This window comes from Undibacterium sp. 5I2, assembly GCF_035019605.1.
Lineage (GTDB): Bacteria > Pseudomonadota > Gammaproteobacteria > Burkholderiales > Burkholderiaceae_D > Undibacterium.
Genome location: NZ_JASJVS010000007.1, coordinates 68,117 through 80,905, shown reverse-complemented (window position 1 = coordinate 80,905; position 12,789 = coordinate 68,117). Strand labels below are relative to the sequence as shown.

Below are 12,789 nucleotides of genomic sequence, written 5' to 3'. Positions count from 1 at the left end.
ATGATGAAATTTGCCGGCATCTTAGGACTGGGCGTGCTGTGCACGCTGTTTTGCGCATGCGGCAATACCGAACCCGGTAGCGCAGGCAGTGCTTCCACTGCTGTTGCTATTGAGCAACAACAAAAAACCGCAGCGGCAACACCACGCATCGCCTTGGTATTAAAAACCCTGAGTAATCCATTTTTCATCGCGATCGAACGCGGCGCACGCCGTGCCGCGGCGCAGTCGGGCGTCGTACTCGAAGTACGGACGGCGGCACAGGAAACGGCGATCGAACAGCAAATCGCGATTGTCGACGAACTCATTGAAGACAAAGTGCCAGCCTTGGTGATTGCCCCTAGCGACTCGCAACGCCTGCTGCCGGTGCTGCAGAAAGCCCAGCAACGCGGCATGGTGATCATCAATATCGATAACCCGCTCGACTCGGCGCGTTTGAGTCAACTGCACATGCAGGCGATTCCCTTTGTCAGTGTCGACAATGAAGCTGCCAGTTATGCGGCGGTCAAGGCAGTGCTCGCGCACATGCCGGCGCTTGCGGAGGCGGCGCTGATCGAGGGCATGCCGGGCGCTGAAAATGGCCGCCTGCGCAGCGCCGGCGCGCGTCGTGCCCTGCGCGAGCATGGCGTGAGCAAGGTCGCCGCGATGACGGCGCACTGGAAGATTGATGAAGCCTATAGCGTAAGTAAAGACTTGTTTCGCCAACATCCGCATATCACCCTGCTGTTCTGTGCTAACGATATGATGGCGCTCGGCGCGGTGCGCTATCTGCAGGAAAGTGGTCGCACTGAGGTCGCGGTGATCGGCTATGATGCCATCGATGAAGCCAAGCAGGCACTGCGCAGCGGGGCCATGGTGGCGACCGTCGATCAAGCGGCCGATGAGCAAGGCTATCAGGGGGTGATGCTGGCCCTGCGTGCGCTCAAGGGTGAAACACTGCCGGCACGCTTGCCGGTGGCGGCCCAAGTACTGACTGCGGAACTGCTCAAGCAGCGCGAGCGACCATGAAATTGCAGATGAAGTTGATGTATAAGCTCATCGCCTACCTGCTGATCGTCAGTGTACTGCCCTTGTCTTTGTTTGCTGTCACTTCCTACCATATTGTCCGGCGCACTATTCTTGACCTGACGGGCCAATACAGCAGCCAGTTATTGCTCAATCAGCGCGATTATTTGCAATTACAATTAGATCAAGTGGAAAATCTGGCCAATCGCATCGCCAGCATAGAAGACATCGGTATCGTGCTGGCGAAAAGCGATGCCGCTGGGGCCGTCAGTCGGGATGCCTATGATAATTTGTCAACGCAAGCGAAAATTCGCGAAAGCCTTAACCTTTACAGCAGCCTGAAGGGCGTGGTATCGATCGATTTATTCAGCCTGCAAGGCCACCGTTTCTATGTCGGAGACACCCTGACGGTGACGCCGGTCGACCAAGCGCTGCGCGCGAAGATTTACCAAGCGGCCCTGCAAGCACCGCAGACTTTGCACTGGCTGGGACTAAGCGATAACCTCAACAGCGCATCGAGTGCACGCAATGTGTTGACGGCGGTAAAAATCGTGCGCCACTATTCGCCACAATCTCAGAGCAGTGAGCCGATCGGCATGTTGTTGATCAATTATTCCAGTGATTATTTATATCAACACTTCAGTCAGGTCGATCTCGGACGCGATGCCAGCCTCATCGTCACCGATGCCGCCGGACGCATCATCTATCATCCTGATCGCAGCCGTATCGGTCAACTGGTAACGCCCCCCTTGCTTACTTTGAGCGGCAATGGCAGCCGTATGCTGCAATTCAATGGCCGCGACAGTGTGCTGAGCATGGCAAGGCTTGAGCATGTCGGCTGGCAGGTATTCGGAATTATTCCGCAGCAAACCCTGCTGGCACCGATGCGGCATTTGAGTGAGGTGCTGGCATTGTTGATCGCGGTATGTTTGTGCATTATTTATTTGGCAGGACATGTGTTTCACCGGAATATGGTATTGCCGGTACAAGCCGTATCGGCCGGCTTTCGCCGCATGCAGGCGCGCCGTGATGCCACAGATAATAACGCGACGGATACGGACGAGGTGCAGGCAGCCCTGCCGCTACCATCCGGTACCGATGAAATCAGTGAATTGGTCAAATGGTTCAATGCCTTTCTTGAGGTGAACAGACTCAGGCAAGGCCATGAACGCGAGCTACGCGAAATCAACCAGCAATTGGAAACACGCGTGCAACTGCGTACCGCCAAGTTTGAAACTGCCAATGCCGAACTCAATCAAACCCTCGCTACACTTCAACTGGCCAAAGAAGAGTTGGTACGAGCGGAAAAACTCGCGGCACTCGGCGGGCTGGTGGCTGGCATCGCCCACGAAATCAACACTCCGGTCGGGGTGATCATCACCAGCGCATCAGTACTCAGCGAAGCCACACTGCAAGTAAGTCAAGGTTTAGCGCTGGGGGCGCTGCGTAAAACGCAAATGACAGATTATTTACAGACAGCAACGGAAAGCGCACGTCTCATTGCCAGCAATGCCGAGCGCGCGGCCCACCTGATTCAAAGTTTCAAGCAGGTAGCAGTGGACCAAACCAGCGAACAACGGCGCGATTATGAACTCAATGAATTCGTCGATGAACTGGTCACCAGTCTGATGCCGACTCTGCGCAAGGCCCATGCCAGCATTGAGGTGGTCCGCACCAGCAGCGCTATTCTGATGGATGGCTACCCCGGTTTGCTGGCGCAGGTATTGACTAATCTGACCATGAATGCGCTTACCCATGGCTTTCGTCCCGGACAAGCGGGGCACATTCGTCTCACGCTGGAGCAGTTTGAAGAACAATGTCTGCTCACATTTTGTGACGATGGCTGCGGTATTCCAGCCGAGCATCTGAGTAAGATCTTCGAGCCGTTTTTCACCACCCGCCGCGGCCAAGGCGGCACCGGTCTTGGTCTCAATATTGTTTTCAATATCATCAGCAAGCAATTCGGCGGCACGATCAGCGTGAGTAATAATGAGCAGCAAGGGGCGAGCTTTCACATCGCTATGCCTCGCATCACCCGGCAATTGAATTCCGACAGATAAAGTGAGACGAGCATGACAAGAATGAGTGATGAAATCGATGGCTGGTTGCTGGACGATGAGGATAGCGATGCGACGCCACAGCAAGCGCTTGGTAAATGGCGCTTGCTGGTGGTCGACGACGAACCGGACATCCATGCGGTGACACGCCTGGCTTTGAGTAATATTCGTTTCAAGATGCAGGAAATCGAGATTTTATCAGCTTACTCAGCCGAGCAAGCGTTTCAGATTTTGCAGCAGGAACCCGATATCGCGATGATCTTGCTCGACGTTGTGATGGAAACCGAAGATGCCGGACTGCGCTTGGCGCAACGGATACGGCAGGAGTTGCGCAATGATTTAGTCAGAATTATTTTGCGTACCGGACAGCCAGGCCAAGCACCGGAACAGCAAGTCATCGTCGATTATGACATCAACGATTACAAGCTCAAGACGGAACTGACAACCCAAAAAATGTTCACCTCGGTGATCGCTTCCCTGCGCGCTTACGAAGGACTCAAAGCCTTGGAAGCAAACCGGCGCGGGCTCGATAAAATACTGCAGGCAGTCAGCAATCTGTACCAGATCAATTCACTCAAAGAACTGGCTTCCGGCGTACTGACACAAATCGGGGCAATTCTCGATTTCGGAACACAAGGAATACTGTGCGTGATGCACAAGAAGGTGGCCGGCAATGTCGAATTGCCGCGAGTAATTGCCAGTACCGGCAGTTCCGCCCTACTGATCGAAGAAGATCTGGTATCGGCGTCGCATCCATGGCTGGCATCGATCATGCAAACCTTTGCCGACAAAAAGAATCTGTTCACCTCAACGGTGAATGTGTTGTCGATTCCTGCCACGCACGGTCATCAATTTGCCGTCGCCTTCTCCCCTACCCGGCCATTGAGCGCGCTCGAATGTAGTCTGCTCGATATTTTTTGTGATCGCATCGGTGCCGCCTTCGATAATTTGCAGATGTTTGAATTACTCAAAACAACGCAGGAAGCGACCGTGGTCGCGCTGGCTGATTTGGCTGAGTCGCGCGACGCCAATACTGGTGGACATGTTCGCCGGGTCTGTCGTTTAACCGATGCGATCGCCGCTGAAATGCAGGCCGCTGGAAAAATTCCTGCCGACACAGAAACCAATTTCATGCGCTTTGTCGGTATCGCCAGTATTTTGCATGATGTCGGCAAGGTCGGAATTCCCGATGCGATTCTGCTCAAGCCTGGCAAACATGATACGGACGAGCGCGCCATCATGGAGAACCATGCCATGATAGGTGAGACTGTGCTGGCCAATGCCGCCACTTCGATCGGTGGTGTCAGCAGTCTGAGTATCGGTGCCGAGATCGCCGGCGGACATCACGAGCATTTTGATGGCAAGGGCTATCCGCGCGGCTTGCAAGGCCATGCCATCCCGCTGGCCGCGCGTATTGTCGCCGTGGTCGATGTCTTCGATGCATTACTGCACAGTCGGCCATACAAACGAGCTTGGCCACTGGATGAGGTAATCAGTTACATCAAAGAGCGCAGCGGTTTGCAGTTCGACCCCGATGTAGTGCAAGCGCTGTTCGATTTTCTGGCGCGCGAACAGCCAGACTGGATCATCGCGCCCGGCCACTGAAACGCGCCCAGGCTGGAACAGCGCGTCGTGAACTCAGACCTCCAACCATTCGCGGCGAATCTGCTGATTCGCCTGCAATTCATCGGGCGTCCCTTCAAACACGATACTGCCATGCCCCATCACATACACGCGTTGTGAAATTTGCAAAGCGATGGCCAATTTTTGTTCGACCAACAGCACCGAAACACCGCGTTGCTTGAGCGTTTGCAGGTACTCGGCGACCAGTTCGACAATTTTCGGTGCCAAGCCTTCGGTCGGTTCATCGATCATGATCAGGTCAGGATCACCCATCAAGGTGCGGCATAGCGTGAGCATTTGCTGCTCACCGCCCGACATCACGCCGGCCAAGGTGGAACGCCGCTCCTTGAGACGCGGGAACATTTGATACATATCGTCGATGCACCAACGCGGCGGCGCAGCACCGGCGCGGCGTGCGCTGCTTTTTTCGCCGAGTAAAAGATTTTGTTCCACTGTCAGAGTCGGAAAAATATCGCGATTTTCCGGCACGTAGCCTAGCCCTTTGTGGGCGATTTGGAAGGCTTTCAAACCCAGCATCTGCTCGCCCTTGAACTGTACCGAGCCAGTCGCCTGCACCTGCCCCATGGCGGCTTTCACCGTGGTCGAACGGCCGACACCGTTGCGACCTAACAGGCTGACGATCTCACTGTGATTGACGTGCAGGTCGACCCCATGCAAGACATGGCTTTTGCCATAATAAGCGTGTAATCCTTGAATTTCGAGTAAAGCACTCATGCGCTGATCTCCTGCGGTGCGTGGCCGCCCAGATAGGCGTCCTTCACTTGTTGATTATTGCGGATGTTTTGTGGCGTGTCACAGGCGATCACCTCGCCGTAGACCACCACCGCTATCTTGTCCGCCAGTCCAAACACCACGCTCATGTCGTGCTCGACCATGAGCAGGGTCTTGCCGACGCTGATCTTGCGTATCAATTCGACCGCGGCATCGGATTCGGAACGACTCATGCCGGCAGTCGGTTCATCGAGCAAAATCACTTCGGCCCCACCGGCGATGGTGATACCTATTTCGAGTGCACGTTGTTCGGCATAAGTCAGTAAGCCGGCGGTGGTATGCCGCCGCCGAGTCAAACCGATTTGTTCCAGTACCGCTTCGGCACGTTGATGAACATCACGCAGGGCATTGAGACAATGCCAGAACGAATAGCGATAACCGAGCGACCAGAGGACGGCACAACGTAAGTTTTCATAGACGCTGAGGCGGTGGAAAATATTGGTGATCTGAAAACTGCGCGAGAGACCGCGACGATTGATCTGATACGGCTGCAAACCTGCAATATTGCTGCCGTTAAGCAAAATCGCCCCGCTGCTGATACCGAAACGACCCGAGATCAGATTGAATAAAGTCGATTTACCGGCACCATTGGGGCCGATGATGGCAAAGCGTTCGCCACGTGGCACCTGTAAATTGGCACCGCGAATGATCTCGGCATGACCGAAACTTTTCCGCACATCTTTTAATTCCAGTGAGAAATCAGTCATCCTTGCGCCCTCTTCAGTATTTCTTCGATTTCTGTATTGGCCAGATCCCATTGCAGACGAAAGCCTTGCTTGCTCAAGATAAAGCCAAGCGCGCCAAGCCCCGCCAAGCCGCCGGCCAGCAGCCAGGCACTGGCTGCTGCCGAATTGAGTGAGAGTCCGAGCACGTGGATGATCGGATCTTGACTGGCTTCAAGTGAACGCTGGTACAGCATTTCTATCGCCATGATCAAGCCGGCCACCAGCAAGACACACGACAACAGTACTTTCCACAGACTGGGCCAAACCTTGGCGAATTTTCCATGTTTTAACAAACGCACATTGAGCATGAGTATGCTGGCCAAGCCACCGGGTGCGTACATGACGGTGAGAATGAAAAACACGCCTAGATACAATTGCCAGGCCTTGGTGAAGTCGGACAGCATGACGGTGAGGAAAACTCCGATCACGGCCCCGATCATCGGCCCAAAAAAGAAGCCTATGCCGCCGATAAAAGTAAACAACAGCACCGCGCCGGAGCGGATGGCGCTGACATTCTCGGCCGTGACGATTTCAAAGTTGATGGCCGAGAGTCCACCCGAAATACCGGCAAAAAATGCCGATAAAATCAAGGTCATGTAGCGTACCCACTGAGTGTCGTAGCCGACGAATTCAGCGCGTTCCGGATTATCACGCACGGCATTGATCATCCGTCCCAGTGGCGTAGCGGTAAATGCATACATGGCGACGGCACTGACGAACAACCAAAAAGCGATCAGGTAGTAGACTTCGATTTGCGGGCCATAGGTAATGCCCATCACGGCGCCACCAATGACGCGGTTACTGGAAATGCCGCCCTCGCCGCCGAAAAAATGCGGGAACATCAAGGAGCAGGCAAACACCAGCTCCACCATGCCCAAGGTAATCATGGAAAAGGTGGTGCCGGATTTTTTCGTGGTCACATAACCGAACAAGACGCCGAAGCCCATGCCGGCCACACCGCCGACCAGTGGAATCATACTCACAGGCAGCGGCAAACTGCCGGCCGCAATCAAGTTCATCGCATGGATGGCAAAGAATGCCCCCAACCCGGAATACACGGCATGCCCGAACGACAGCATACCACCTTGACCGAGCAGCATATTAAACGACAGACCGAAGATCATCAAGGTGCCGATCTGCGAGAGCAGCGACAAGGCGGCACCGCTGCTGAAAATATACGGCGCGACGATGAGCACGACGGCGAACAAGGTCCAGCTGAGCCAGCGCGCCAGATTGGGCGCTTGATAATGGAGAATTTTTGTCATGGGGTTATCCTTCACGAGTGCCAAGCAAGCCACGCGGTCTGAAAATGAGTATCAATACCAATAGCAGATACGGCATCACTGGCGCCACTTGGGCCACACTGAGTGAGACCAGCGAATACCACGGCGAATCGGCGCGCACCAGCAGACCAAGCGGTGTCAGGATGCTGGAGAGCGAATAATCGATGGCAACGGCAAAGGTTTGCACCACACCGATCAACAGCGAGGCGATGAAGGCCCCGGCTAAAGAGCCCATGCCACCGACCACGACGACGACGAAAATAATGCTGCCCAAGGTGGCCGCCATGCCCGGCTCGGTGACGAAGGCATTCCCGCCAACTACGCCAGCCAAGCCAGCCAAAGCACAGCCACCGCCAAACACCAGCATGAATACACGCGGCACATTATGGCCGAGCGCTTCGACCGCATCAGGATGGGTCAGCGCCGCTTGGATCACCAGGCCGATGCGGGTTCGCGTCAGCAGCAAATAGATTGCCAGCAGCATGAGCAAGGCAACTAACATCATGAAGGCACGGTACATCGGGAAGGTCGTGGTGTAGAGCGTAAATAAAGGGCCATCGAGGCTGGCCGGGATGGCATACGGTACTCCGGCGCGGCCCCAGATCAGTTGCACCACTTCCACCAGCACATACGACAGACCGAAGGTGAACAACAGTTCCGGGATATGTCCGTATTTGTGCACCGGGCGCAAGCCATAGCGCTCCACCAGCGCACCGAGCACACCGACCAGTAGTGGTGCCAGCGGCAAAGCGACCCAAAAGCCGAAACGACTGCTCAGCATATAGGCAAAATACGCGCCCAACATGTAGAAACTGGCATGGGCAAAATTAAGCACACCCATCATGCTGAAGATCAGGGTCAGGCCAGATGAAAGCATGAACAGCAACAAGCCATAGCTTATGCCATTGAGCAGGGTGATCAGAGTAAATTCCACAGCGTGTGTCCCTTTCAAAAAACTTCTATGCACGGTCGTTCTATTTTTTTAAAAAATAAAAAAGAGAGCCCCTCGGCCCTCTTTTTCCGTACTGTTTACAGCGGACGTTTCATCTGGCACGAAGACGGTTGAGCAGCGACGAATGCATCGATTTTTTGATTGGTTTTCCAACCCAAGCCGGTGTTTTCCTGATCGTAGCGCACATCTTTGTCATTAGTTTTGACCCAAGTGGCAATATACAGCGGCTGCTGCAATTGATGATCGAGCTTGCGCATGCTGACTTCGCCATTGAGCGTTTTGAAGTTTGCCCCTTCAAGTGCCAAGGCGATCTTGGCCGGTTCTATCGACTTGGCTTGTTTGATCGCCTGCGACATGGCGGTCAAGATGGAGTAAGTCGCCATCGAATAGTAATCGTCTTTATAACGGGTCTTGAAACCCTCGACGATGTCTTTCCCGACATAGCCTTCATTGTTGGTATTCCAGTACGCTACGTACTTGACGCGATCGATGCCGGAGGCGCCCATCGCCGTCGGTACGCCGGTGGTGGAGGCATAGTAAGTGAAGAAATTCGCTTTCAAATCAGCATCTTTGGCCGCCTTGATCAGCAAGGCCAAATCAGCACCCCAGTTCCCGGTAATCACCGTATCGGCACCCGAGGCTTTGATTTTCGCGATATACGGTGAAAAATCTTTGACCTGGCCGATAGGATGCAAATCATCACCGACGATCTGAATGTCTGGACGTTTGCGGGCGATGTATTCTTTGGCGGCGCGGCTGACTTGGTGACCGAAAGAATAATTTTGCCCGATCACATAGACTTTTTTGATGTTTTTATCGGCCGCCATGTAGGTAGTCAATGCTTCCATCTTCATATCTGAATTGGCGTCGAAACGGAAATGCCAGAAGCTGCATTTACTATTGGTCATGTCAGGATCGACCGCCGCATGATTGAGATAAATGATTTCCTTGCCGGGATTGCGTTCGTTGTATTTATTTACCGCATCGAGCAAAGCCAAGCCCACGCCCGAGCCATTGCCCTGGGTGATGTAGCGAAAACCTTTGTCGATCACGGTTTTCAAGATATTGAGCGACTCTTGCGGACTGCCCTTGTTATCAAAACCGACCACTTCGAAAGTGGTCGTCGGGCCGGCCCATTTTTCCGCATTCGCTTTATCGGCGACGAATTGAAATGAGTTCAAGATGTTTTGACCGACCGGGGCAAACGGGCCCGATAAAGGATCGATATAAGCAATTTTCACCGTGTCGGCATGCGACAGCGGGGCGAGCAAAGCAAAAGCGACTGCAACAAAAGATACGCGTAATGGGAATGTCATTTGTCTCTCTCCAATTTTTTTATCTTATGAAAATCTGTTTTTGATACGAAGTCCCGACTTATATCGTTGGCAGTTTGTGCTCCTTGAATTGGTCGCGCAATTTGTTTTTTAAAATTTTACCGGTCGCACCGATCGGTAAGGCATCGATGAACACCACATCATCGGGCGTCCACCATTTGGCTACCCGTCCGTCGAAATAGGCCAGCAAAGTTTCTTTACTCACTTCGGCACCCGGTTTTTTTACCACCAGTAGCAAAGGTCGTTCATCCCATTTCGGATGAAACACGCCGATACAAGCGGCCTGCAGCACCGCCGGATGAGAGACGGCAACGTTTTCAAGGTCGATCGTGCCTATCCATTCACCGCCGGACTTAATGACATCTTTGCTGCGATCGGTGATTTGCATATAGCCATCGGCATCGATGGTGGCCACATCGCCGGTCGGAAACCAGCCATCCTGCAGCACCGCCCCACCCTCCTCGCGATAATACGAGCGTATCACCCAAAGCCCTTTGACCAACAGATTGCCGTAAGTTTTTCCATCCCAAGGCAATTCGGTACCGAGGTCATCGACGATTTTCATTTCCACGCCATACAGCACGTGGCCTTGTTTGCACAAAATAGCTTCGAGTTCGGCTTCGCCCAAGCCCTGATGGCGCGCCAATAAGGTGCTCGCGGTTCCCAGCGGTGACATTTCGGTCATGCCCCAGGCATGTACCACTTCGACACCATAGGTATGACGCAGCGTGCGCAGCATCGCCGGCGGACAGGCCGAACCGCCGATGACGGTACGTTTGAAGCTGGAAAACTGTAAATTATTTTGCGCCACATAGGTCAGCAAGCCCAGCCAGACCGTCGGCACACCGGCTGAGAACGTGACTTGTTCCTGTTCGAATAATTCATACAAGGATTTACCATCGAGATGCGGGCCGGGAAACACCAGTTTGGCACCGGTTAATGGCGCAGAATACGGCAAGCCCCAGGCATTAACGTGAAACATCGGTACGACCGGCAAAACCGCATCGCGCGCCGATACATTGAGCCCATCCGGTAAGGCCGAGGCATAGGAATGCAGGATAGTGGAACGGTGCGAATACAGCGCCCCTTTGGGGTGACCGGTAGTACCCGAGGTATAGCACAGACTCGAAGCCGAGTTTTCATCAAACAGTGGCCAGACAAATTCATCAGAATGCGCAGCGAGCAAATCTTCATAGCACAGCAAATTCGGGATGCTGGTCTGGGCCGGTAAGTAACTGCGCTCGGCCATCATGATATAGCCTTTGACCGAAGGACAATGGGCGGCAATGGCTACGATGATGGGCAAGAAAGTGATATCAAACAGCAGGTACTGATCTTCGGCGTGATTGATGATGTAGGAAATTTGTTCCGGATGCAGACGTGGGTTAATGGTGTGCAGGACCGCGCCGGAACCGGAGACGGCATAGTAAGCTTCCAAATGACGGTAGCCGTTCCAAGCCAAGGTGCCGATGCGATCGCCGAGCACCACGCCTAAGCCGGCGAAGACGTTGGCGAGCTTCTTGGCGCGCTGATGGCAATCACTGTAGGTATAGCGATGAATATCGCCTTCGACGCGGCGCGAAACGATTTCATTTTTCCCGAAATACCGATCGGCATGTTCGATGATGCTGGAAATGAGCATCGGTTTATCCATCATTTGCCCCATTACGGGACTCATAGGATAGCTAGACATGGTTACTCCTGACAGTGACGGAAGACAGATCGATCGGTGTTTCATAGACAGTAATAAACAACTGATCAGTGATTTTTGTACGACCGTACTAATCCGTCAATCACTATTTCTATTGCGTAGCAGCATTTGCAGCAAGGATCTGCGCCACTTCGAGCATGTATGCCCCGCAATGCACTTTGATCAGCATGCCGCATCGCGCAAAAAACAGAATGCAAAAGTAGGAAATCCACCACGTTACGAGAAAAAAATTCGGGCCAGGCGCTGTAACAGCCGCCTGGCCCGAATGATTCGCTGCACGCAGCACGAATCAATGTCGATCCGTGAAACTCAGCGCGTGCTTGGGGTCGGAATACGTTTAGGGCGTAAATTAACGCCAGCGCCGCTGACCGGCTTACCACTTTCAATCACGAAAGCCGCTTCCTGGTCGCGTCCGAGTGCACTGACCAAGTAGGGCATGACTTCTTTCAAGGTCTCTGCCAGCGTCCATGGCGGATTGAGAATGAACATGCCGCTGCTGTGCAGACCGAAGCCATCCGGAGTCGGGCCGCTGATCGATAAGCTAACATTGAGCCAATCTTTGCTGGCCAAGCGCTTCAATTTTTCCGGCAACTGGCGCGAATCCTGACGGTTCAAGGCGGGATACCAGACCGCATAGGTGCCGGTAGGGAAACGGATCAAGGAATCTTCCAGCGCCACTTTGACGCGACGATAATCATCTTTGACTTCATACGGTGGATCGATCAGCACCAAGGCACGGCGTGATGGCGGCGGCAACAATGACTTCATGCTTTCAAAACCATCACCATCGGAAATGATGACGCGTTTGCCGCGTACCGTCGGCCGGTGGCCCTGCTCGGCCGCGTGGGCATCGAGCTTGCGGAAATTTTCACTGAGGATTTTGATTTCACTGGAATGCAGCTCAAACAAACGCAGACGATCTTGGTCGCGCATGATTTGATCGGCACAATACGGCGAGCCCGGATAATGGCGCATTTTACCGCTCGGGTTCATGGCTTTGACCAAATTGACATATTCGGCCAGCGCTGGCGGTAAATCTTTTTTATCCCACAAGGGCGCGATACCGGTCTCGAATTCGGCATTTTTGCTGGCATAGCCGCTGTCGAGCGCATACAATCCAGCCCCGGCATGGGTGTCGATGTAGGTGTAGGCGGTATCCTTTTGGTTCATGTACTGCAAGAGTTGAATCAAGACAAAGTGTTTGAGCACGTCGGCGTGATTGCCGGCATGGAAGCCATGGCGATAGCTGAGCATGAGTATTTCCTATAAAAAAATGAAAGGCAAATGATGGAAAAACGCGGATGTCATCC

The 12,789-nt window shown here is 53.6% G+C and carries 10 protein-coding genes; 3 read left to right on the top strand and 7 right to left on the bottom strand.

Annotated elements, in window-relative coordinates:
• From QN359_RS04600 to QN359_RS04590, 3 genes are read left to right on the top strand one after another with little or no spacing between them, the layout of a single operon-like run.
• Positions 1-1,005, top strand: a complete 1,005-nt coding sequence (locus QN359_RS04600) for a substrate-binding domain-containing protein (RefSeq protein WP_322248316.1) — start codon at positions 1-3, stop codon at positions 1,003-1,005.
• Positions 1,002-3,062 carry a sensor histidine kinase gene (locus QN359_RS04595; RefSeq protein WP_322248315.1) on the top strand — a complete coding sequence of 687 codons (2,061 nt, stop codon included), beginning with the start codon at positions 1,002-1,004 and terminating at the stop codon, positions 3,060-3,062. Before QN359_RS04600 ends, QN359_RS04595 begins: the two co-directional genes overlap by 4 nt.
• Positions 3,063-3,074: 12 nt before the next feature.
• Positions 3,075-4,664, top strand: coding sequence for a DUF3369 domain-containing protein (locus QN359_RS04590; protein WP_322248314.1), 1,590 nt, complete (start codon positions 3,075-3,077; stop codon positions 4,662-4,664).
• Between the two features lie 33 nt (positions 4,665-4,697).
• Here the strand turns inward: QN359_RS04590 and QN359_RS04585 are convergent, their stop codons facing one another.
• The 7 genes from QN359_RS04585 to QN359_RS04555 form a co-directional block, all read right to left on the bottom strand.
• The gene (locus QN359_RS04585) at positions 4,698-5,417 is read right to left on the bottom strand and encodes an ABC transporter ATP-binding protein (RefSeq protein ID WP_322248313.1); all 720 of its coding nucleotides are present in this window, start codon (positions 5,415-5,417) and stop codon (positions 4,698-4,700) included.
• Positions 5,414-6,181: an ABC transporter ATP-binding protein gene (locus QN359_RS04580; RefSeq protein ID WP_322248312.1), complete on the bottom strand. Its 768-nt coding sequence runs from the start codon at positions 6,179-6,181 to the stop codon at positions 5,414-5,416. The genes QN359_RS04585 and QN359_RS04580 overlap by 4 nt, the downstream gene beginning before the upstream one ends.
• Positions 6,178-7,464, bottom strand: coding sequence for a branched-chain amino acid ABC transporter permease (locus QN359_RS04575; protein WP_322248311.1), 1,287 nt, complete (start codon positions 7,462-7,464; stop codon positions 6,178-6,180). Before QN359_RS04575 ends, QN359_RS04580 begins: the two co-directional genes overlap by 4 nt.
• Before the next feature lie 4 nt (positions 7,465-7,468).
• The gene (locus tag QN359_RS04570; RefSeq protein WP_322248310.1) at positions 7,469-8,416 is read right to left on the bottom strand and encodes a branched-chain amino acid ABC transporter permease; all 948 of its coding nucleotides are present in this window, start codon (positions 8,414-8,416) and stop codon (positions 7,469-7,471) included.
• A gap of 95 nt (positions 8,417-8,511) precedes the next feature.
• Positions 8,512-9,750 carry a branched-chain amino acid ABC transporter substrate-binding protein gene (locus QN359_RS04565; protein ID WP_322248309.1) on the bottom strand — a complete coding sequence of 413 codons (1,239 nt, stop codon included), beginning with the start codon at positions 9,748-9,750 and terminating at the stop codon, positions 8,512-8,514.
• A 58-nt stretch (positions 9,751-9,808) separates the two neighbouring features.
• Positions 9,809-11,461: a 3-(methylthio)propionyl-CoA ligase gene (locus QN359_RS04560; protein ID WP_322248308.1), complete on the bottom strand. Its 1,653-nt coding sequence runs from the start codon at positions 11,459-11,461 to the stop codon at positions 9,809-9,811.
• A 327-nt stretch (positions 11,462-11,788) separates the two neighbouring features.
• On the bottom strand, positions 11,789-12,733 hold the full coding sequence (locus tag QN359_RS04555; protein WP_322248307.1) for a 23S rRNA (adenine(2030)-N(6))-methyltransferase RlmJ: 945 nt from the start codon (positions 12,731-12,733) through the stop codon (positions 11,789-11,791).
• Between the last annotated feature and the right edge of the window lie 56 nt (positions 12,734-12,789).